At 63.7% G+C, this 22909-nt stretch carries 17 protein-coding genes; 9 read left to right on the top strand and 8 right to left on the bottom strand.

The window, feature by feature from the left end; translation table 11 throughout:
- Positions 1-23 precede the first annotated feature (23 nt).
- The 7 genes from IB263_RS13865 to IB263_RS13835 all read left to right on the top strand — a co-directional run bounded on the left by IB263_RS13865 (position 24) and on the right by IB263_RS13835 (position 9764).
- A complete protein-coding gene (locus IB263_RS13865; protein WP_192438613.1) occupies positions 24-2330 on the top strand; it encodes a TonB-dependent receptor in 2307 nt (768 codons plus the stop codon).
- Positions 2331-2440: 110 nt separating this feature from the next.
- A complete protein-coding gene (locus IB263_RS13860; RefSeq protein ID WP_034787636.1) occupies positions 2441-2731 on the top strand; it encodes a DUF2218 domain-containing protein in 291 nt (96 codons plus the stop codon).
- A gap of 102 nt (positions 2732-2833) precedes the next feature.
- Complete coding sequence (locus tag IB263_RS13855; protein WP_060582313.1) at positions 2834-4618, top strand: IucA/IucC family siderophore biosynthesis protein; 1785 nt, start codon at positions 2834-2836, stop codon at positions 4616-4618.
- On the top strand, positions 4602-6338 hold the full coding sequence (locus IB263_RS13850; RefSeq protein ID WP_192438612.1) for an IucA/IucC family siderophore biosynthesis protein: 1737 nt from the start codon (positions 4602-4604) through the stop codon (positions 6336-6338). The genes IB263_RS13855 and IB263_RS13850 overlap by 17 nt, the downstream gene beginning before the upstream one ends.
- Entirely contained in the window at positions 6335-7615 is a 1281-nt protein-coding gene (locus IB263_RS13845; protein ID WP_192438611.1) for an AMP-binding protein, read from the top strand. Before IB263_RS13850 ends, IB263_RS13845 begins: the two co-directional genes overlap by 4 nt.
- Positions 7612-8922 carry a DUF6005 family protein gene (locus tag IB263_RS13840; protein ID WP_060585547.1) on the top strand — a complete coding sequence of 437 codons (1311 nt, stop codon included), beginning with the start codon at positions 7612-7614 and terminating at the stop codon, positions 8920-8922. Before IB263_RS13845 ends, IB263_RS13840 begins: the two co-directional genes overlap by 4 nt.
- Positions 8919-9764, top strand: coding sequence for a sugar phosphate isomerase/epimerase (locus IB263_RS13835; RefSeq protein WP_060529013.1), 846 nt, complete (start codon positions 8919-8921; stop codon positions 9762-9764). The genes IB263_RS13840 and IB263_RS13835 overlap by 4 nt, the downstream gene beginning before the upstream one ends.
- A 57-nt stretch (positions 9765-9821) precedes the next feature.
- On the opposite strand, the gene IB263_RS34710 is transcribed toward IB263_RS13835, so the two are convergent.
- The 5 genes from IB263_RS34710 to IB263_RS13810 all read right to left on the bottom strand — a co-directional run bounded on the left by IB263_RS34710 (position 9822) and on the right by IB263_RS13810 (position 17554).
- Positions 9822-11645, bottom strand: coding sequence for an adenylate/guanylate cyclase domain-containing protein (locus IB263_RS34710; protein ID WP_159415697.1), 1824 nt, complete (start codon positions 11643-11645; stop codon positions 9822-9824).
- 117 nt (positions 11646-11762) lie between these two features.
- Complete coding sequence (locus IB263_RS13825; protein WP_034787610.1) at positions 11763-12947, bottom strand: glycoside hydrolase family 5 protein; 1185 nt, start codon at positions 12945-12947, stop codon at positions 11763-11765.
- A 232-nt stretch (positions 12948-13179) separates the two neighbouring features.
- Positions 13180-13935, bottom strand: a complete 756-nt coding sequence (locus IB263_RS13820; RefSeq protein WP_060517720.1) for an alpha/beta fold hydrolase — start codon at positions 13933-13935, stop codon at positions 13180-13182.
- 161 nt (positions 13936-14096) lie between these two features.
- A complete protein-coding gene (locus IB263_RS13815) occupies positions 14097-16484 on the bottom strand; it encodes a 1-deoxy-D-xylulose-5-phosphate synthase N-terminal domain-containing protein (protein WP_060585551.1) in 2388 nt (795 codons plus the stop codon).
- A gap of 50 nt (positions 16485-16534) precedes the next feature.
- Entirely contained in the window at positions 16535-17554 is a 1020-nt protein-coding gene (locus tag IB263_RS13810; RefSeq protein WP_034787590.1) for a 1-aminocyclopropane-1-carboxylate deaminase, read from the bottom strand.
- 142 nt (positions 17555-17696) lie between these two features.
- Here IB263_RS13810 and IB263_RS13805 point away from each other — a divergent pair, with 142 nt between their 5' ends.
- Complete coding sequence (locus IB263_RS13805; protein ID WP_034787587.1) at positions 17697-18173, top strand: Lrp/AsnC family transcriptional regulator; 477 nt, start codon at positions 17697-17699, stop codon at positions 18171-18173.
- Between the two features lie 93 nt (positions 18174-18266).
- Here the strand turns inward: IB263_RS13805 and IB263_RS13800 are convergent, their stop codons facing one another.
- Complete coding sequence (locus IB263_RS13800) at positions 18267-20102, bottom strand: ABC transporter ATP-binding protein (RefSeq protein ID WP_060517716.1); 1836 nt, start codon at positions 20100-20102, stop codon at positions 18267-18269.
- A 47-nt stretch (positions 20103-20149) separates the two neighbouring features.
- A complete protein-coding gene (locus IB263_RS13795; protein ID WP_034787581.1) occupies positions 20150-21349 on the bottom strand; it encodes an aminotransferase class V-fold PLP-dependent enzyme in 1200 nt (399 codons plus the stop codon).
- Between the two features lie 202 nt (positions 21350-21551).
- Between IB263_RS13795 and IB263_RS13790 the strand changes: the two genes are divergently transcribed.
- Positions 21552-22358, top strand: coding sequence for an IclR family transcriptional regulator (locus IB263_RS13790; RefSeq protein WP_034787939.1), 807 nt, complete (start codon positions 21552-21554; stop codon positions 22356-22358).
- Between the two features lie 15 nt (positions 22359-22373).
- On the opposite strand, the gene IB263_RS13785 is transcribed toward IB263_RS13790, so the two are convergent.
- Positions 22374-22889, bottom strand: a complete 516-nt coding sequence (locus tag IB263_RS13785) for a RidA family protein (RefSeq protein ID WP_051659103.1) — start codon at positions 22887-22889, stop codon at positions 22374-22376.
- Positions 22890-22909 lie beyond the last annotated feature (20 nt).

Genomic DNA, 22909 nt, shown 5'->3' with positions numbered 1-22909 from the left:
TGGAATGCCGAGACGGGGGTAAAATGCGTTCGCCGAAATGCCGCAAGGGACATCTGAAATTCGATACGGGACGTCGCCGTGAAAGACGGCGCCTGCTGACGACGACGGCGATCGCCGCGTTTTCCTCCCTCGCGCTGATGCCCGTTTCCACGGCCTCCGCCCAGCAGACCACGTCGCGCGTCAGCAACGCCCGCAGCTTCGACATCCCGTCGCAGCCGCTTTCCACCGCGCTCAACGCCTTCGGGCGGCAGTCCGGCCTGCAGGTGACCCTGGCGGCTTCCACCTCGCAGGGGCTTCGCTCGGCGACGGTCAGCGGAACGATGACGGCGGACCAGGCGCTTGCCCGGCTTTTGTCGGGCACCGGCATTTCCTACAGGATATCGGGCGGCACCGCGCTGGTCGGCTCGGCCGTGTCGGCGGGTGGCAGCGCTGCTGTCGCTGCGGACGGAGCAACGGTGCTCGATCCGATTTCGGCCTTCGGTGCCGGGCCGCTCGGCGCCGGCGAGATCGTCATCTCGTCGGAAGACCTGAAGCGCAAGAACCCCGCCAACATTGCCGACGTGTTTTCCGGCGAGCCCGGCATTTCGGTCGGCAGCTCGTTGCCGATGTCGCAGAAGGTCTACGTCCACGGCATCGAGGAAACCAGCCTCGCCGTGACGATGGACGGCGGCCGACAGAACAACAAGGTCTTCCACCACAACGGCACCAATCTCATTGACCCCGGCCTGCTGAAGGCCGTCAACGTCGATGCCGGCGTTGCGCCGGCCGATGCCGGTCCCGGGGCGCTTGCCGGCGCGATTGCTTACGAGACGATCGACGCGCGCGATCTGCTCGATGGCGACGGCTTCGGCGGCTTTGTCACGTCGAGCTACAATTTCAACAGCGACACGGTGACGACCGGGATCTCCGCATACGGCATGCGCGACGGGCTCGAGTTTCTCGGCTACTTCAATTTCGGCAACGGCAACGATTTCACCGCCGGCAACGGGCAGGACGTGGAAGGCACCTCGACAGACGTGTTGAGCGGGCTTGGCAAGCTTGCCTACGAGTTCGACAGCGGCGACCGTTTCGAGATCAGCCACGACCGCATTCGCGACGACGCGCCGCGTCCGTTTCGCGCTAATATCGGCTTTATCGACGGACGCCCACCATGGGAGCCGCGCGTGCGCGACTACATGCTCGACCGGCAGAACACGGTGTTTACCTATACCGACAGCACGCCGGAGGGCTGGTGGGATCCAACGCTGATGCTCGCCTACTCCAGGACGGAGGTCGAAATTCCGATCATCCTGCCGCCGCGCCTCAACATTCCGCCCTATCCCGCCACCGGCACCACGAGCAGCTTCAACGGCAAGTTCGAGAACAAGTTCTCGTTCGACATGGGTAGCGTCATTGCCGGCGTTGACTTTTATGACGACAAGGCTGACCTCGACGACATGTTCGATGCCAGCACCGAGAAGGCGCGCAATGTCGGCATCTATGCCCAGGCCCGGCTCGAGCCCTGGGAGAGAACGCGGCTCTCCTTCGGTGCGCGCGGCGACACGCAGCAGTTTACCGGGACGACGGGAGAAGAGTGGAACAATTCGGGCCTCAGCGGCAACGTCTCGGGCGAGTACGACCTCATCGAGGACCTGCTGACCGCCAAGGCGGGCTATTCACACGTCTGGGCAGGCATTCCGCTCGCCGAAAACTTCATCATGAATCCCAACTGGAACTATGGCAGCGGTCCGAAGCCGGTGACGGCGGACAACTATATCCTGGGCCTGGAGGCGAACTACAACGACTTCACCGTCGAGGGCAGCGTCTTCCAGACCGATATCGATGACGCGCGCACGCCGCGTTATGCGGTCACGCGCGGGATCGAAGCGCATGACGTCCGCTCGCGCGGCTTCGAGATCGGCGCCGGCTACAGCTGGGGCGATGGCTTTTTCAAGGTGAAATACGCCAATATCGACGTCGAGATCGACGGCAAGCCTGCCGATTCTGATCTCGGCACCTATCTGGCCGCGCCGGCCGGCCAGATCATCACGCTGCAAGCGGTCCACACGCTGACGGACTGGGGCGTCACTTTCGGGGCCGACGCGGAAATTGCGCTCGACTACGACGACGTTGCCGACGGCAGCAAGCCCTTCGAGGGCTACCAGGTCTTCAACGCCTTTGTCGAATACGTGCCGCCGGAGCGACCGAACCTGTTGCTGCGCGCCGAACTGAAGAACATTTTCGACGAAACCTATTCGGACCGGGCGACCTACGGTCAGGAGTTCGGAACGGTGACGCCGCTCTACGAGCCGGGCCGTTCCTTCATCCTGACCGCCAAGGCGACTTTCTAGGGCGTCCGCGACCGCAACGGCCGCCGCCTCCAGGTGGCCGTTGCCTCAACAAGCGGAGGCGGCCACCCAAGCGCCGCCCACGCAAGCGAAAGCCGAAACAGGAGTTCCAGATGCAAGAAGCCACCACCCATTTTGCGACGGAAGACGGCCAGAAATACCTGACGCAGCTCTGCAAGCATTTCGCCCACAAGGTCGACGTCGAACAGGAGGGCCCGCGCGCCGAGCTCAGGTTTTCCTGCGGCACCGGCTACCTCCATGCCACATCAGAAGGCTTGAGCATCCGCGCCCGCTCACCCGATGACGCCAACCTTGCGGACACGAAATCGGTGATCGAAAGCCATCTTCTGCGCTTCGCGTTCCGGGAAGAGCCCGATCCGCTTGCCTGGCAGCCCGCCGGCTAAGCGAACCGCTCGCAAGCTAGTTCCGACAAGAAAATTCAATGTGTTGGTCGAAAGCGCCCAACGCAATTGCGCGGCTATGCGTGTCGCGTGCCGAGGATCAGGATGCAATCGTCTAGGCAAATCGCAGAAATCGCCACCTTTCAAAGCTTCGCAAACTGCTACCTGCGCGAAGTCAATCCGGGCATCCGGGCCATGCATCGCGCCGCAGGCGGCGCCGTCGATTGCGTGGAATGGTCTCTTCCCAGGCAGCAGATGATCCTGCGCGCCGAGGTGACGTCGCCGTCGCTCTGCGGCCCACACCATTTCGGCAGGGTCTGGGGCAGGGGCGTGTCCGACGCCACCTGGCGCCAGATTGAACTGATATCGGCCCTCCATATCCTGGTGCACGAATGCTACCGCCAGGTCGACGAGGCCAAGGCCGACGTTTTGCGCGGCTTCGAGCTCGAACTCTTGATGCGCGTGCTCGAAAGCTACCAGCAGACGGCGCTCTACATCGACAGGGCCGCGCCGGAGCCGGCGGACGGCGACCATTTCATCGAAGCGGAGCAGTCACTCGTCTTTGGCCATTGGCAGCACCCGACGCCGAAGAGCCGCCAGGGCATGACCTATTGGCAGCAGGAAAGCTACGCGCCGGAACTGGGCGGCCAGTTCAAACTGCACTACTTCGCGGCAAAACGCGGCGATATCAGGCACGATTGCGCGCGCGCGGTTGCAGCGCCCGAGATCGTGCGGTCCCTCGTCGGGCCGGATGCCAACGGGATCGCGCTCGGCGACGACGATTATCTGTTGCCAATGCATCCGCTTCAGGCTGAAGCCCTGCTGCTTGATCCCGATATCCGCGGCATGCTGGGGGAGGGGCGGCTGCGGCATCTCGGCCCCGCCGGCCCGGCCTTTACCGCGACCTCGTCGGTGCGCACGGTTTACGGCGCCGATGCCGGCTGGATGCTTAAATTTTCCCTGCCCGTGCGCATCACCAACTCCGTGCGTCTCAATCGTCGTCAGGAGCTCGAAGCGGGTGTCGCAATGGCGAAGCTGATTGACCGGATCGGTTTTGCCGAACGCTCGCGAAACTTCCGCATCATTCAAGACCCCGCCTATATCACGCTCGAGCTGCCGGGACGCAGCGAGAGCGGCTTTGAAGTCATCCTGCGGGAGAACCCATTTGCGGACGGCGGCGGGCGGGGCGTCGTCACCGTCGCGGCCCTGACGGCCGATCCGCTACCGGGGCTGGTTTCGCGCCTCGAACGGCTGGTTCGGACGGTCGCCGCCCGCACGGGCGAGAGCCTGCTCGATGCGACGCACCTCTGGTTTCGCCGGTATCTCGATTGCGCCGTCGAGCCGCTGATCCGCCTCTATGACGACTACGGTATAGCGCTCGAAGCCCACCAGCAAAACAGCCTGCTGGACGTCGGCACCGGCTATCCGTCCGTCAGCTACTATCGGGACAATCAGGGCTTCTATCTCTCGGAGCGGTACCGCAGCCTGATTGCCGGCCATGTGCCCGAGACGCAAACGATCGCGTCCCTCTATTTTGCCGAGAGCGAAATTCGGGATCGCTTCGCCTATTACCTGATCGTCAATCAGGTCTTCTCGGTGATCAGCCGCATGGGCCATGACGGGCTCTGCGACGAGAGCCTGCTCCTGCGCGAACTGCGCGCGCATCTCGAGCGCTATGCCACCCGAATGAGTGGCGCCGGGCGTGACTTTGCCCGTCACGTGCTCGACATGCCGACGATCGTCTCCAAGGCCAACCTGACGACGCGTCTCTACGACGTCGACGAACTGCAATCCAGCAACGCGCCGTCCCTTTATCGCCCCGTGCCGAACCCGCTGAGGGCGCCGGCTGTTCTGACTGCGCCGAGGACCGACCATGCCATTGCCTCTTGATCTCAATGGCCGCCCGGACGAGCGGGTGCTTCGCCAGCTCGTTGCCGCGCTGCTGTTCGAAGGTATCGTTGAGGCCAGCGAGCACACGGACGGGGATGTCACCACCTTCCACTGGTCGATCGGCGGCCGGCAGTTCCGCTGCCACGGCGCCATCGGCCCCTTTGGCCGGCTCCGGCTGGCTGCCGGATCGGTAGAGATGCGCGATGATGCGGACGGCTGGGTCGTGCCGCCGCTGGCGCAGCTGGTATCCGTCCTGCCGGGCAGCGGACCGACGCGCGGAAAGCTGCTCAACGAACTCACGCAGACGATCGCCTTCAGCGCCTGGAACGAGCGTCAGGTACCGGCGCGGCTGCGCCGCGCTTTGTCATTTGCGGAGTTGGAGGGAGCGCTTGAGGAGGGCCATCCCTATCATCCCTGCTACAAGGCGCGTACCGGCTTTTCCGTCGCCGACCATGCAGCCTATGGGCCCGAAATGGGAGGAGCGTTCCAGCTCGTCTGGCTTCTCGTGGCGCGCAAGCATCTTCGCTGCGCGATCCCCGGTGACGAGGATGCCTTCTGGGAAGCGGAACTGGGGGAGGAAACCTGGTCCGAACTCCGGGCGAAGCGGCAAGAGCGCGGTGTTTCGCCTGATGCGTTCGGTCTCGTACCGCTGCATCCCTGGCAATGGCGCGAACTCCGTGAGAGACAGCTTTCTGGCTGGATCGCCGCGGGCGAAGCCCTTTGCCTCGGCCCGGCGGGGGACCGATACACGGCGACGCAGTCGGTCCGATCCCTGTTGAACCGGGACCGACCGTTGGCCGCGAGCGTCAAGCTGCCGCTCAACATCGTCAACACCTCGTCGCGCCGTACCCTTGAGCCGCATTCGGTCTGCACGGCGCCGGTGATCTCGCGCTGGATCGCCGAGATGGTTGCCGGAGATCCGGCCTTTCGCGACCGCTATCCGCTCACCGTCCTGCAGGAATATGCCGGCATCATAGCCGACAGCGACGGCCCTTTGGCCGGACAGGTCGCAGCCATCTGGCGCGAGAACGCGGAAGCGACGCTTGGCTCCGGCGAGGCCGTCATTCCCTTCAACGCGCTGATGATGGTCGAAGCGGACGGGCGTGCCTTCGCCGACGACTGGATCCAGCGCTTCGGCTTGATGCCCTGGATCAACCGCCTGATTGAAGTCGCGGTCCTGCCTGTCTGGCACCTGCTGGTGCACCATGGGCTTGCGGTAGAAGCGCACGGGCAGAACATGCTGCTCGTCCATCGCGATGGCTGGCCGGCCCGGCTGATCCTGCGCGATTTTCACGAGAGCATCGAGTTTTCGCCGGGCTTTCTGCGCGCGCCGGAAAAGGCGCCGGATTTCCTGTCGCTCGAGCCGATCTACCGGGAGGCGGAGCCCGACCAGTTCTATTGGACGGACAACCTGGATTCGCTGCGCGAATTGGTGATGGACACGCTGTTCGTCTACAATTTGAGTGAGATCTCCCACCTTCTCGACCACTGCTACAACCTGCCGGAAACGCTCTTCTGGCAGCGCGTTCAAACCGTGCTTGCCGCCTACGAGGCGGAGCACGGCGCGACGGAGCGGCTGGCGCAGCTCGGCTGCGACCAGCCCCGCATCCTGACCGAATCCCTGATGACGAGGAAGCTGCTCGCGCTCAAGCCGGAATACCACCACGAGGTGGCAAACGCCTTGGCCGCAAGGATGCTTCAACGAAGGAGAAAGCCATGATCCGTATCGATGACAGGCTCTATGACGAGGCCTATTTCAGCGCCAGATCGGCCGAACTCGCAGCCGAGATCGGCCTTGGCGCACAGGACACCGGCCGCTACGCCGTCTGCTTCTCGGAGACGGTCGATTGGCTGGCTCTGTTCTTTGCCATCCGCAAGGCGGGCGCGAGCGTGCTGCCGATCCATCCGGGCACACCCTATCCGGCCGCGCGCAAGCTCGCGATCGGCGCCGGCTGCGACCGGCTGTTCTACAACAGCCTGACGGCCGAAGTTCTCGAACCATCCGACCTGCTTTCGGCTGAGGGCACGCTGTTGCAGATGAGCTCCGGAACGACGGGCGCGCCGAAATGCGTGGCGCGCAACTGGACGGAAATCGATGCCGAGATCGAAAGCTATGTCGCCACCTTCCGCGAACCGGAGGACATGACGCCGGTCGTCGCCTGCCCGACCACCCATTCCTACGGGCTGATCTGCGGCATCCTGGTGGCGCTGAAGCGTGGGCAGACGCCGGTCATCGTCAACACCGCGAACCCGAAATATCTCCTGAAGGTGCTGCGCGAGATCGAACGGCCGCTGCTCTATTCCTCGCCGGCGATCCTGCACACGCTGGCGCGGCTGACGCCCGCGGGCGAACAGATCCACGCGACGATGACGTCGGGCACGCTGCTTCCCGATCCGTGGTTTGCCGACATTCGCGCCAAGAGCCGGTTCATGTTCCAGCAATATGGCTGCTCGGAATCCGGCTGCATCGCCATCAATCTGGATGTGACTTCCGCCGGTGACATGGGCTTCGTCCTGCCGCATCTGATCGCCGCCACCGGCAACACCGCCGAGGACGCGGGTGAGATCGTCGTTAGCAACGGCGACGGCGCGCCGATCCACACGCGTGACCTCGGCTACCGGCGCGCCGACGGCATGCTGGTCTTCGTTTCCCGCCTGGACGACATGATCAACGTCTCCGGCCTCAACGTCTATCCGAAAGACGTGGAGGATGCCGTCATGGCGATGCCGGCGGTCACCGACGCCGTGGCCTTCCGCAAGGCCGATCGTTTTGCCGGCGAGCGCGTGGCGCTGCTCTTTAGCGCCGAGGCGCCGGTGGCGCCGCAGGCCGTGCGCGAATGGTGCAGCCGACACCTCGCATCTCACCAGTTGCCGATGGAAATCCTGCAGATCGATGCAGTTCCGCGCCAGGCGAACGGCAAAATCAGCCGCCGCGATGTCGCGGCCCGTCATCTGGCAGGCGAATTCAACAAACCGATTGCGGGAGCCGCATCATGACCGAAAGCGAAGTTCTGGCGGCGATCGAGGCCGTCCTGACCGACAAAATGGCGCATGGACATATGGACGGCTTCGGCCTCGATGCCCGTCTCAACGAAGATCTCTATCTCGACTCCGTGCTGATCCTCGAAATCTTCCTCAATCTCGAGCTCGAATACGGGTTGTCGGTGCCGGAAGAGGCGATCGCAAAACGGGAGATCGAAACGGTCGCCGATCTCGTCGCGCTCTATGTGCCGAAGCCGACCGCCGCCATCGTGCCCGCCTTTCCGCTCACCGGCGGGCCGACCGACGAGGGGGTGCACGGCGAGGCCTATTACGACATCAAGGTCCATTGCTTCGTCAGTTGCGTCTCGGACGGCCTGAAGCGAAACGGGCTCGATCAGCGGCCGTTCTATTTCGGTGTCTGGGACGCGAAGTTCGCGGTCAGCGAGCGTTTCGAGCTTCTCTATCATGCGCCCGATATCACCCAGGAATTCTTCCGTGGCTGGTTCGAGCGGCTTTACGGCGTTTCCGTCGTCGAGTGGTACGATCCGCAGCGCACCAAGCTCGACAACCTCGCAGTGCTGCTCGGGCTGATGAAACAGCGCGGCGAAACCGGCTCGGTCATGGTCATGCTCGACATGTTCCACCTGCCGGAGCGGGAGAACAAGTTCAACCAGAACCCCTTCCCGCACTATCTGATGCTGCAGGAAACGGCCGATCCCGACACATGGTTCGTGCACGATCCCGACTATCGCTGGGAGGGCGAGATTGCCCGCGAGAAGGTCGTTCACGCCATCATGCAGCCGACTGTCGGCGGCGGTTATGTCTTCGACAATGCCGAGGCGCGCGCGCCGTTTGCCGAAGATCTGAGGGCCTATTTCGAGGCCTGCTTCGTCCGGGACCGCAATCCGCTGGTCGATGCCGTCAGAGCGATAGTCGCCGCGCATCTCGACGGGACGAACGGTGTCGCACTCACTGATCTCGGCGCCGCGGTGCGGGAACTGCCTGTTATCACCATCCGAAAATACGCCTATGAGCACGGCTTTGCCTTCTACTGGCGGGCGCTGAAGTTGCCGGCCGCCGAGTTCGAGGGCTGGTGCGGGGAGATCGAGGCGCTGGTTCAGTCGCTGAAGACGCTGCACTACGCCTGCATGAAGCTCGCCCAGACAGGCGATCGCTCGCTGTTGGGCGCCGTCATCGAGCGTCTCGACGAAGCCGACCGGCTGGAGACGAAGCTGAAGGTCAAGCTCGCAGAGGTCTTCGATCTCTGGTGCGATCTTGCCATCCCCCAGGAAATCCGTCCCTTGAAGAGAATTGCGCGATGAGAGTTTCGCTCTGCACCATCACTTTCCGCCACCATCTGATCTCGCTCGACGAGATCGCCGCCTGGGCCGAGGCCAACGACTTCCAGGGTATCGAACTCTGGGGCGCGCATGCGCGCAACCTCTCGCCGCGCGCGGATCGCAACGCCGAATGGCTCGACGGCTACGGCCTCTCGGTGCCGATGATCAGCGATTACCTGCCGCTCGACGGCGACGTGGAAGCGCTGCGGCACAAGGCGGTCGAGCTTTGCCGACTGGCGCGCCGGTGGCGCACCCGCAAGATCCGCACCTTCGCGGGAAGCCGTGGCAGCCTTGACGTCAGCGCTGACGAGCGGCGGGAGATTGTCGAGCGCCTGAAGGAGATCTGCACCATTACCGCAAGCTACGGCATCCAGCTGCTTGTCGAAACGCATCCGAAGACGCTCGCCGACACGGCGGCCTCGACGATGCGGCTCATCGAAGAGGTGGACCATCCCTCCTTCGCCATCAATTTCGACACGCTGCATGTTTGGGAAGGCGGCGACGACCCGGTCGCCGTGCACCGTGCGATGAAACCGCACATTCGCCACTACCACCTGAAGAACATCGTCGGCCGGGCAGAACTTTCCGTCTTCGAGCCGGCCAATGTCTATGCCGCGGCCGGCAGCCGGCGCGGGATGACGCCGCTCTTCGAAGGGGTTGTGGACTACGAACGGTTCCTGACGGAGATCGCCGATGAGCCGTCGGTCGACGCGTCGCTTGAATGGTTCGGCAACGATTGTTTCGAGACCCTGCGTCGCGATCGCAGGCAGGTCCGCGAGGCGGTTGACGGGACCGAGCCGAACCGCCGGGCCGCCGGCCAATAGGCGTTACGCATCATGATGGCCCGGAGGTCTGCGCGCCGGCTCGTGTCGGCGCGGGGCCTATTGTGTCTGAAGCCTGTAGATCTCGGTCTCTTCGCTTCGGCCGGCCAGACAATGTTTGCCGAGCTGGGCGAGATCGGAGCGATCGTCATCAGCCACCAGACCGAAGGTTTCGCCGCTCAGGAGGATCATTACCTCTTCACTTGGCGCGATCGATTTGCCGAGCTGCTCCAGCCGGTTGCAGGCGTTCACCGTGTCGCCGACGATCGTATAGGCCGACCGACCGGTCATGCCGATATTGCCGGCAACGACCGACCCGGAATGGATACCGATGCGCACCCTGAGGGGCGGCAGGCCCTTTAGGCGTCGCTCGGCGTTGTCGCTGGCGATCGATTTGGCGATCGCCCGCGCTGCCCGGATTGCCCGATCTGCATGGTCCATTTGCGCGTCGGGTGCGCCCCAGAAGGCCATGACGCAATCACCGATGAACTTGTCGATGGTGCCGCCTTCGCTTTCGATGCAGTGGCCGAGCAGATCGAAGTGGCTGTTGAGCAGTGCCGCCACGTCGCCGGCGCTGGTCTTTTCTGCCGTCGCGGTGAAATCGACCACATCGGTGAACATGATGGTGACGGTGCGCTGGGTGGATGCCAGGTCCTCACGACCGATCAGGTGGCGCACGAGCTTCTTCGGCACATAGGTCTCAAGCCAGCGCAGCCCAGTCAGCATCGTGTTGTAGGCCTTAGCCTGCTCGTCGAGTTCGGTGAAGAGGCTGCCGGGAAGCGGCCGCAGAGCGGCAAAATCGAGCATGCCGACGGCACGGACCTCACGCGCCATGCTGGTGACCGGGCGAACGATCAGGCGACCGACAACCCACGCGATGACGATCGCGACGAACAGCACCGCGAGGCCGGCAATGCCGGCCCGCAGCAGGTCCCACACCGGCTTCTCGACCGCTTCGATCGGAACCTCGACACCGATAATGAGCGGAGAGGGAGCGTAGCCGCGGATCTCGCGCGTCAGGACGACCCGTCCGTCGTCCCCGAGCTTGACCGCGCGTATCTCCATGTCCGAATCGTCGAAGGTCTCGGCCGGTTCTTTCCACAGTGCGGCGAGAAAAGGGTCGCCCAGTTCGTCGAGCTTCGGCAACCGATGCTCCGCCGAAAGGAGCGGATGTCCCGCGGCCATCAGCGGATGGGCGAGAACCTGGTCGCGGCCGTAGAGGACGAAGGGCGTCGCCCCCGGGTTCGAGACGGCAATCTGGCGCAGGAAGTCGGACATGGTGTCGACCGTTATCGTGGCACGGAAAACGCCGGCAAATTCACCGTTGTGGTTTGCCGGTTGCTGCAAATTCGTGACTGACGTGCGTATCGCCGGATCGGGTACGAAATAGACGGGCCCCCAGTGAGGCGTGCCGCTGCGCCGCGCTTCCTCGATCTCCGCGCGCTCGTTGTCGCTCGTGACCTGGTCGGTATAGGAAAAGACACCCTTTGGACCCTGCGTAACGCCGATGATATCGCCGTTGGGCTTCACGAAAGAGAGTACTCGAACTTGCGGCGTTGCCGCGAGAGCGCCCGTCATCACGCGTTCGAACTTCGGCGAATCCTTCGGGTCGAGGCGGCCGGCACCGACCTCTCGCGCCAGAAAGGCGAGCTGATCCTCCACAGGCGAGAAGCGGCTGCCGATTTGCGTCTGCACCGCCTCCAGGCCGAGATGCGCCGATTGCACGAGCAGGTCGCGGGTCGTGCCCGCTGACATGAACCAGACGACCGAGAGGATAACGGCTGCGGTCAGGGCGACCAGGGCTGCCATCACGATCGCCAGGGTGCGCGACAGGGAGATGGTTCGGTTGGGTGTTTCGGCGTTAGTCGCCTTGGTCGTCTGCACCAGCATGCCTCATGTTGCAGCAGGTGCTCGCCATTCGCGCGGCCCCGCAAGGAATGCACCCTCTTCTAGCTGTTTTGGGCTTTTTTCCAAGCGTGCGCCGGCCTTTCCCGTTCTGCGTCAATCTGTCCCTTGCAGCCGCCGGCTGATCGGCTCGAACTCCGGGGTCGCCTTGCGCGGCGTCGTGTCGCGCTCGTTGGCCTCCATCTGCTGCCAGTATTTCCAGCCGACCTTTTTCGCGCCGAGCTCGTAGTCCATGCCGTCCCAGGCATCCTCGCGGAAACTGTAGAAGGCCCAGTGCAGATCGTCCCTGTCGAGCGCGGTCAACACGTCCTCGAGATAGGTCTTGCAGCCGGACCAGAGGCGCATGCAGCCGAACTCGCCGGCAACCAGCCGATTGAGCGGCACGCCCTTGTCTTTTGCCCATCGCACCGGCTCTGCAAGATAGGCTTCGACCCGGGCCCTGTCCCACGTCTCCTCGCCGTCGCCGAAGGGCACCTTGCCGGGGTAGGCGTAGGGCTTGTCGCGCTTCATGTTCGGTGCGCTGGTCGCGGCATAGGGCTCATACATGTGGAAGCTGTAGAGCACCTTCTGGTCGGTGAGCGCTGCCGGCCAATAGGAAAAGGCGTCGGCAGCCGCATACCAGCCGGCATCCGCCATGATGGGCGTTGCCGGGTCGACCGCCCGGATGGCGGCGATTACCGTCTTGTAGAAGGCCCTGAGGTCCGAGGCGCTGCCCGCCTGGTCGCCGTACCAGGCTTGCATCGTCTTTCGGTCGGCATGTTCGGCAAGGCCGTTCCTCTTTTCAGGCGCCGGCTCGTTGACGATGTTGTAGGCGGCGACCGCGGGATGATCCTTCAGCGCGCGGGCCAGATCCTGCCAGAAGGCTGCTGCCTGGCCCCACCAGATCTTGTCCTGCCAGAGACGGCCGTCGAACCGGTTGCCGTTGTTCTGCGCCCAGCGCATGCCGGGCAGCGACAGCGGCGCGATGACGACCTTGAGGCCCGCCTTGTCGGCCCGGTCGAGGGTCTCCTTCAGCGTCTTGAGGTCTGCCGCCGGTATGCCTTCGTATTTGTCGGCGTCGCCGATCAGATAGTCGCGCTTGGCCGGCTCCCACTTGTCGTAGGACAGGCGCACCCAGGTGGCGCCGTAGCCGGCCAAGGCCCTGAAATAGGCGTCGTCCGGGGGCAGCCGGTTGAAGCTGTTGCCGCCATGCTGCGGCTTATCCCAGAAGGTGATGAGATCGGCGGCACTGGCGGAGCCCGCAAGGCTGCAAGCGAGGAGGGCGGAGGCAATCAGGCGCATTCGGTCGGTCCTTCTGGAGTTCTTGGCCTTCGCGGCTCTTGGTTTGGCGCGGCCAACCTACCGGCGGATCGTTTCGCTGAAGTTCCCTGGGGAACAGCGTCAGGGTTCAAAGCGAGTTTGCGAAACCCATTGGCGGTGACTGATGCCTAGCGGTTTCGTTCTTCGCGAGAAAAAGGCCTCGCAGCGGATCAGTGATCCGCTGCGAGGCCCGCTTGCCTGGATATCTTCGCGATCAGTCGGAAAGCGCTGTCGCCGCCTTCTCAATCAGTTCGGCGACGGCGGCCGGCTGGGACAGAAAGACCGCATGACTTGCCTTGACCTCGACCGTATCGCTGCCGGCACGCTTGGCCATCGTCCGCATCAAGTCCGGATGAATGGCCCGGTCTTCGGTCGCAATCAGCGCCCAGCTCTTCTTGCCCTTCCAGGCCGGTGCCGTGATCTTCGTCTCGAAGGCAGATTTTGCCGGGAAGACCTGGGAATGAGCCATGAAACGGGCTTCTACCTCGGGAACGTCGGCGGCGAAGTCCGCGGCGAAGACTTCCGGATCGAGATAGAGATATCCGTCGTCCGTTGCCGCGATGCCCTTGGTTGCAGCCGGCTTCCTGGCTGCCAGGTCAAGCAGAGTTTCGCCAGCATCCGGCTGAAAGGCTGCGACATAGACGAGGCCGGCGACGTTTTCGGAAGTCCCGGCTTCGGTGACGATCATGCCGCCATAGCTGTGGCCAACGAGGACCGATGGGCCGTCCTGCAGGTCGAGGATGCGTTTGGTTGCCGCGACATCGTCGCCAAGCGAGGTCATCGGCGGTTGGACGACCGTGACGGTGAAGCCTTTGGTGGTCAAAAGGTCGAAGACCTTGCGCCAGCTCGAGCCGTCGGCGAGTGCGCCGTGCACGATGACGACATTCTTGACGGGTTCGGCCAGGGCATGCCCAAGCGGGGCCGCCGCCAAAGCCAGGAGTGTGGCAGCCAGGATTCTCATCTTTCGCATTCTTAGGTTTCCTTTCCTTGAGAGCGGAGTGATTGTTCCCCGACAAGCGGCGCCTTCTTCGGGTGACGCTTCTGGATTTTGAGAGGCGCACGCATGCTCTGGCCGCGGGGTCCGCGGCGCATGATGGTGCGTCTTCGATAGTTCGGACGGCTATTGCTGAACTATGGGAAGAGGAGAGCCGCTTGTCCGGCAGCGGTTCGCCGGCCTGCCGTCAGCGCCATTGCGGATGCCGCGAGCGCGTTGCGGTCGAGCCGGAAGTGGCGGTAGAGATCGCCGATCGTGCCGGTCTGGCCGAAATGTTCCACGCCGTGCGCGATGGTGCGGTGGCCGGCGACGGCACCGAGCCACGAGAGCGCTGCCGGATGACCATCGAGCACGGTGACGATCGCGCAGTGGCCGGGCAGCGGATCGAGCAGCCGCTCGATATGGCTTTTCGCACGGGGGTTGCCACGGGCGCGTTCGCGCTGGGCGGCCGTCCAACCGGCATTGAGACGGTCAGCCGAGGTGACGGCGAGCACGCCAATGTCGCGGCGGACCTCGCCTATAAGTCCGGCAGCGGCAATCGCCTCGTCGGCCACCGCACCCTGGTAGGCAATGACGACATCGCAGTTTGGCCCTGGCTTGCGCAGCCAATAGGCGCCGTCGATTGAACCCTGGCCAAAATCATCGTCGACGCGCTTCAGCGGCTGTTCGAGCGGCTTGGTGGTGAGCCTCAGATAGACGGAGCCGCCGGTCTCGTCGCGCAGCCAGGTGCGCTCGTCCGGATCGTTGTCGCCATCGCGCTGCATGTAGTCGAAGGCCCATTCCATGATGACGGCGAGTTCGTCTGCAAAGGCTGGTTCGAACGCTGCCAGTCCGTCCTGGCTGATCCCGATCAGCGGCGTGCCGATCGACTGGTGCGCGCCGCCTTCGGGCGCCAGCGTCACGCCCGAGGGCGTGCCGACGATCATGAAGCGGGCGTCCTGGTAGCAGGCATAGTTGAGCGCATCGAGGCCGCGGCAGACGAAGGGGTCATAGACAGTGCCGATCGGGATCAGCCTTTTCCCGAAGAGCGAATGGCTGAGGCCGGCGGCGCCGAGCAATAGGAACAGATTCATCTCGGCGATGCCGAGTTCCACATGCTGGCCCTCCGGCGTGAACTCCCACTTTGCCGTCGATGGAATGCGGTGCTCGATGAAGGCGTCGGCGAGCGGCTGGCGGGCAAAGAGCTTGCGCCGGTTGACCCAGGCGCCAAGACTGGTGGTGCCGGTGACATCGGGCGACGTCGTGAGGATGCGTTCGGCCAGGTCCGACTTGCCCTTGGCGAGATCGTCGAGGATCTTGCCGAAGGCCATCTGCGTCGACACCTCGCGCTGGGTCTCAAACGCGATCGGCGGCACCTCGAGTCGGTGCTCGGCGTGGCGGCGTATGCCTTCGGCAAAGAAAGGGACCGCGGCGAGGAACGCCTGGAGCGCTTGACGATCCGCCACTCCGGCGAAAGGCTCCCATTCCTCGCCGCGCCCGACACCCATATGCGCCTGCCATTCGGCGAACTGGGTCGTCGTCATCAGGCCACCGTGATTGTCCTTGTGGCCGGCAATCGGCGTGCTCCAGCCCTTGATGGTATAGGCAAGGAAGCAGGTCGGCCGATCATGGTCGATCGCTGCGAAGGTTTCGGCCATCGTCTCGACGCAGTTGCCACCGAGGTTCTCCATCAGCGCTGAAAGCTCGGCATCGCTGCGCCGGTCGATGAGCGCCGAGACGTCACCCTGGTCGCCAAGATCGTCGGCAAGCCGTTTGCGCCAGACGGCACCGCCCATGAAAGTCAGCGCCGCATAGTCCTGATTGGAGCAACCGTCGATCCAGTCGCGCAGCTTCTCGCCGCCCGGTTCGGCAAAGGCCGCGCGCTGTAGCACGCCATATTTCACCCGCACCACGTCCCAGCCGAAGGCGTCGAAGATTTTCTCGACGCGCTCGAACAGGCCCTCGCGCACGATCCCGTCGAGCGACTGCCTGTTATAGTCGATGATCCACCAGCAGTTCCTGAGGGCGTTCTTCCAGCCCTCCTGCAGCGTCTCGTAGACGTTGCCTTCGTCAAGCTCGGCATCGCCGACGAGCGCGACCATGCGGCCGATCTTGCCCTCGCCCCATTGTTTGGCACGGACGAAATCCTGGACGATCGAGGCGAGCGCGGTGATGCCGACGCCGAGACCGACGGAGCCGGTCGAAAAATCGACATCGTCGACATCCTTGGTCCGGCTCGGATAGCTCTGCGCCCCGCCAAAGCCGCGGAAGTTCTCAAGTTTCTCGCGCGTCTGTCGGCCCATCAGATAGTGCATCGCGTGGAAGACCGGCGCCGCATGCGGCTTGACGGCAACACGATCCTCCGGCCTGAGCGCCGAGAAATAGAGCGCGGTCATGATCGAGACGACCGAGGCGCAACTGGCCTGATGCCCCCCAGTCTTGATGCCGTCGACCTTCGGCCGGATGTGGTTGGCGTGATGGATCATCCAGTGGGAGAGCCAGAGCAGGCGCTTTTCAATGGTCTTCAGATGGGTCGTGTCGGTCATCGCCAGGTTCCGATGGAGAAGGACGTAAGGTGACAGTCTAGGCCAAGGACTCAGCCGTCCTTGTAGTAGTAGCTGTAGCCGTTGAGCGCCGGTGCGCCGCCGAGGTGGGCGTAGAGAACGCGAGACCCCTCCGGGAAGAATCCCTTGCGGGTAAGGTCGATCATCCCCTGCATGGATTTGCCCTCATAGACAGGGTCGGTAATCATCGCTTCGGTGCGAGCCGCGAGCCGGATCGCCTCGTTGGTTTCCTCTGATGGTACGCCATAGGCGGGATAGGCGTAATCGGGATTGATCACGATCTCGTCTTCGCGGATCGCCCTGCCGAGGCGAACCAGTTCGGCCGTCGAGTCGACGATCTTTCGAACCTGGGAGCGGGTCTGCTCGAGCGTGCCCGATGCGTCGATGCCGATCACCCGATTGGCGCGGTCCTGTGCGGCAAAGCCGACGATCATGCCGCCCTGGGTGGAGCCGGTGACGACGCAGACGACGATGTAGTCGAAGGTGAAGCCGAGCTCCTTTTCCTGTGCCGCCACCTCTTCGGCAAAGCCGACGTAGCCGAGTGCGCCATACTTGTGCACCGAGGCGCCGGCCGGGATCGGGTAGGGCTTGCCGCCGGCATCCTTAACCGACTGGATCGCATCTTCCCAGCTCTTCCGAATACCGATGTCGAAACCGTCGTCGACGAGTCGACTGTCCGCCCCCATCAGCCGTGTCATCAGGATGTTGCCGACGCGGTCATAGACCGCATCATAGTGCGGCACCCATTTTTCCTGGATGACGACGCATTTCATGCCGATCTTGGCAGCAGTGGCGGCGACCATGCGGGTGTGGTTCGACTGCACGCCGCCGATCGAGACCAGCGTATCGGCGCCCGAAGCGATTGCGTCGGGCACGATATACTCAAGCTTCCGGAGCTTGTTGCCGCCCGTGGCGAGGCCGGAATTGCAGTCGTCGCGTTTGGCGTAAATCGCGACCTTTCCGCCGAGCGCCGCCGTCAGTCGCGGCAGATGCTCGATCGGCGTCGGGCCGAAGGTGAGGGGGTAGCGTTCGAACTTCTCAAGCAGTGACATGATCCAGGCCTCCGTGTGAAAATTGTAGGAGAAGGATAGGCGAAGTCTCGTGAAAGGTGCTCTCTAAATTGCTGTCAAAATTTCGCTGGATAGAATACAGTTCCGATCAAGTTTTGATTTTCTTCAATAAACGGGATAGATAATGAAAGATTCTTCCGATGATGATTTTGACCGGATCGATCTCAAGATCCTGCGTGCCCTGCAATCCGAAGGACGGCTGACCAACGCCGACCTTGCCGAGCGGGTAAACGTCAGTCCGGCGACCTGTCATCGGCGAACACAGAGGTTGTTCGAAGAGGGTCATATCACCGGTGTGAGGGCGGAGGTCGCGCCGGCAGCGGTCGGTCTCGGAGCGTTGGTGATGGTCGGCGTTGTGCTCGATCGTTCGACGCCCGAGAGCTTTGCGGCCTTCGAGGGCGCGGTGCTGGAGATGAAGGAAGTGCTCGACTGCAATCTCGTTGCTGGCGACTTCGACTATCTTTTGAAAATCCGGGTCCGAGACATGGCGGACTTCAACAAACTGCACGGTCAGAAGCTGATTGCGCTACCGGGGGTACGCCAGACGCGCACCTTCTTTGTGATGAAGGAAGTCAAGGAGAACGCCCGGCTGCCGTTCTGACGGTCGTCGAACGATTGGCCTTTCGCATCGAAGGGCACGCGAGACCCGGTACGTCTTCAGCGTGCCGGATGCGGCCCGATAGGTGCAACCCGGTCAGACCTGGACGAAGTGATCGTCTGCGACCTGCTGAAAGCGCCGCGTTTCCGGAACGTAGTTGGGCGCGCGCAAGGGGCTCTTCAGCTCGTCGCTCGCGACATTGCGGCGCGCATGGCGACGGGTCGGATCGGCGATTGGGACGGCGGCCATCAGCTTCTTCGTATAGGGATGCTGCGGATTCTCGAAAACCTGCGCACGCGAGCCGATTTCGACGATCTCGCCGAGATGCATCACGGCGACCCGGTGGCTGACGCGCTCGACGACGGCCATGTCGTGCGAGATGAAAAGATAGGCAAGGCCGAGGCTCGCCTGCAGGTCGAGCAAGAGGTTGATGACCTGTGCCTTGATCGAGACGTCGAGTGCCGAGACAGACTCGTCGGCGACGATCAGCTTCGGGTCGAGCGCCAAGGCGCGTGCAATGCAGACGCGCTGGCGCTGGCCGCCGGAGAACTCGTGCGGGTAGCGGGCGGCCATGTCGGCCTGCAGGCCGACGCGTTCGAGCAGGTCGGCGACCTTCTCACGCGCCTGCCGTGCCGTGCCGAGCTTGTGTTCGAGATAGGGTTCGGCGATCGCAGCGCCCACCGTCATGCGCGGATTGAGGCTCGCGAAAGGATCCTGAAAGATCATCTGCATGGTGCGGCGCATTTCGCGCAGCTGCCTGCGATCCATTTTGAGGACGTTCTGGCCGTCGAGCGTCACGGAGCCGCTTTCCGGCTCGATCAGCCGCATGATGGCCCGGCCGGTCGTCGACTTGCCGCAGCCGGATTCGCCGACGAGCGACAGCGTCTCGCCCGGCTGCAGACTGAAGGAGACGTTCTCGATGGCGTGGACGCGGCCTTTGAGCTTGCCGAGCAAGCCGGCGTGGATGTCGAAGCGCTTGACGAGGTTCTTGACCTCGAGGATCGGCTTGCGGCCGGCCTGGACCGTATCGGTGGCTTCCGCCGTCGCCGAAGGCAGCCCGGTCGCGGCGTCGATGACGGGAAAACGCATCGGCTGGCTTTCGCCCTTCATCGAGCCGAGCATCGGCACGGCCGAGAGCAGTGCGCGGGTATAGGGGTGTTTCGCCCGAAGGAAGATGTCCTCGGTGTTGCCGGTCTCGACCGCGTCACCGCGGAACATCACCACCGTGCGGTCGGCGATTTCGGCGACCACGCCCATGTCGTGGGTAATGAAGAGCACCGAGGTGCCTTCCTCCTCCTGCAACACCTTGATCAGGTCGAGGATCTGGCCCTGGATGGTGACGTCGAGCGCCGTCGTCGGCTCGTCGGCGATCAGGAGCTTCGGCCGGCTCGCGAGCGCCATGGCGATCATCACGCGCTGGCGCATGCCGCCGGAGAAGCGGTGCGGGTATTCGTCGAAGCGCGAGGCGGCGGAGGGAATGCGGACCTTTTCGAGCAATCGGATGGTTTCCGCCCGGGCGTCGGCCTTCGACATTGGCCTGTGGCAGAGAAGGGCCTCGGAGATCTGGTCACCGATGGTGAACAGCGGATTGAGGCTGGTCATCGGCTCCTGGAAGATCATCGCGACATCGTTGCCGCGCACGCGGCGCATCTCAGATTCCGGCAAGTCGAGGATGTTGCGCCCGCCCATCATCACCCGCCCTTCGACGCGGCTCGTCTCCTTCTGCAGGAGCCGCATGATCGAGAGCGAAGTGACGCTCTTGCCCGAGCCGGATTCGCCGACGATCGCCACGGTTTCGCCGGGCGCGACGGTAAACGATATGTCCCGGACGACAGGCTTCCAGGCGCCGTCGACCAGGAAAGAGGTCGTCAGGTTCTCGACGGAGAGAACGGGCGCCGTCGAACGGTCCGGCTGGGCTTTGGTCTCGGTCATCTCGTTTCCTCCGTCAGATGCTGCGCGTATCTTAGTTGGTCGTCGGGTCAGTCGGGCCAGCGCAGCAGGCCGGCGAAGCGGCGTGCGTTGCGTTCGGCGAGCGACGTGGCGATGATCTCGTTCGAGGCTCTCGCCTTGTCGAGCTCCTCGGCGAGGCGGCTGGCGACGATCTTCTCCTGGCCCGGATGCAGGTTACAGGGGTCGAGGTAGAAGTAATTGTGCTCGGCCTCGTGGTCTCGCACGATGATCGGCGGCGCGCCGCGGGCCAGCGCATCGGCGAGATCCCAGGCGGTGATATGGGCTTCCTGCGGGTCGATGTTGACGCGCAGCCGGTCGAGCGGGTTGTTGGTCGGGTCGGCCTCGATCACCGGCTTGATGCCGGGACGGCCGTCGAGCGTCTCGCGCCAGAGGTTCAGGTAACCGGTTTCGCGCTCGCGGATGCCGGCATGGTCGCGGGTTTCCCAGGCTTGAAGTGCCGCCATCACGCCGAGCATGCTTTCCTTGCCCACCTTCATGCCGCGGCCGATGCCGAGGTTCTGCAGGAAGGTGTTGCGCACCATTTCCTTTTTGCCGGCGACGATGCCGGAGGTCGGGCCGCCCAGGAACTTGTGGCCGGAATAGAGCACGATGTCGGCGCCCTCATCGAGGAAGATGCGCAGGTCGTATTCGGAAGCGGCGTCGACGATGACCGGCACACCCTTCGAATGGCAGACCTCGGCAAATTCCCTGAGGCCGACGAGACCGTATTGCACCACGTGATGCGAGACGACGTAGACGGCGCAAGCGGTGCGCTCGTTGATCGCGCCTTCGATATGGTAGCGATAGGCCGACGTCGCCTGGCCGACGATCACCGGCTTGGCGCCGGCAAGCCGGATCGCCTGGTCGACGGGCGCGCCGTAGCTGACCACATGGCCCATCTGCAGAATGACTTCATTCTTGAGGCCGGTCGTATCCGGCAGGCGCTCGATGGCGGCAAGGTCGCTTCCGGTCATGGTGCCGGCAATGGCGAGGCTGATGCCGGCGGAGCAGGACGCCGTGATGAAGCCGGCCTCGGCACCCGTCAGCCGAGCAATCACCGGGCTCACCTTGCGCTGCAGGTCGTTGATCTCGACGAACTGCGGCAGTATGCCTGTCATGGCCGCGATCGCTTCCGGGACCACGATCGATGCGCCGAGGCTGGTCATCGTGCCGGAGACGTTGATAACGGGACGAAGTCCGAGAGCTTCGCGAATGTCACGGTCAGGCATAGTGGTCTCCATATGATTTTCTGGCGGTCGAAGCGGGTAGACTATTCCGTCTTCGCGGAATATCTACCATAGTAATGAAGTATGAGTGAGGCTTTGCGCTATCTGACGCGGCCGCCATCGGCGGCGCGGCGGCAGCGGAAGCCGAGATTTTACCGGCAGCACGCCCTTCGAGCGGTGCAGGAGTGAAGCAGTGGACAAGACGATGACCGGCGTCGAGCCGACCGACGATATGGAAACGACCGGCAAGCCGCGCCGCTCGCGCGTGAGCGGCATGGATCGCGCCTTGCAGGTGCTCGATTTCCTTTATGAGACGGGTTCCCCGAGTGGCGTCTACGCGATTGCCAAGGCTGTCGGCGCGCCGCTGTCGACCGCTTATGTCATCGTCGACGACATGGTCGAAAAGAACCTGCTTAGCCGCGATGCCGATGGGCTCGTCTGGCTCGGCGACCGGCTCTATCACTATGGCCTTGCCTATGCCCGCTCGCTCGATTTCCTCGGCGTCGCCACCCGCGAGATGCACGACCTCGGCCGTGAAGTTGCCGAGACGATCCAGCTTTGCGGCCGCGACGGCGACTATATGCAGGTGCTCGCCATGGCCGATGGTCCCGGCCATTTCCAGGTGACCTCGCGCGTCGGTACCCGCGTGCCGCTCAACTGGACGGCGTCGGGCCGTCTTCTGGTGGGGCATCTGCCCGCCGACGAACGGCTGGAGCTGTTCCGCCGCTGCGCACGAACCTCGCCGACCGGCCGCGCCGATATCGATCCGGCCGCGCTCTCCGCCCAGGCTGAAAGCGCGCTTTCCGCAAGGCTGTCGATCCAGGCGGGCGAATCCGACTATGCCGTCGCCTGCGTCGCAGCCCCGATCCTCGACGATAAGGGCAATTGCGCCGCCACGATCTCGATCGTCCTGCCCGAGCAGAAAATCCTCGACGACCGGGCGTTCTACGCCGATCACGTCAGGGTTTCCGCCGAGCGGATCGAAAAAATGATGGGCTGGCGCAGCCACTGATCCGACCTCCCGTCGTCACTCGTGCAGAGCGACGATCGCCTCGATCTCGACGGTGATGTTGCCGGGTAACGACCCGAAACCCACCGCCGAGCGCGCATGGCTGCCGGCCGCTCCAAAAACGTCCATCATCAGGTCCGAGCAGCCGTTGATGACGCGCGGATGTTCGGCAAAATCCGGAACGGCATTGACCATGCCCAGGATCTTGACGATGCGCTTGACCTTTCCGAGGTCTCCGAGCGCATCATGCATGACCGCAAGCAGGTTGATGCCGGTTAACCGTGCGTGGTCATAGGCGCTGTCGATGTCGACATCGCCGCCGACCTTGCCGGCGTAGAGATGACCGTCGGGCTCGCGTGGGCCCTGGCCGGAGAGATACAGGATGTTGCCTTCGCGCACATGCGTCACGAAATTGGCGATCGGCGGTGGCGCAGGCGGCAGGTTGATGCCGAGGGCCTGAAGGCGTTCGTAGGGTGAGACAGCGACGGGGCTGTCGTTTTTCGGGTCCATACTGTTCACGCGTTGTCCTGTCATTTCTGTATTCTGTCGCCCTG

Source organism: Ensifer sp. ENS03, assembly GCF_014852035.1.
GTDB lineage: Bacteria > Pseudomonadota > Alphaproteobacteria > Rhizobiales > Rhizobiaceae > Ensifer > Ensifer adhaerens.
Note: the sequence above shows the minus strand (reverse complement) of the source record. Positions and strands in the feature narration are given on the sequence as shown.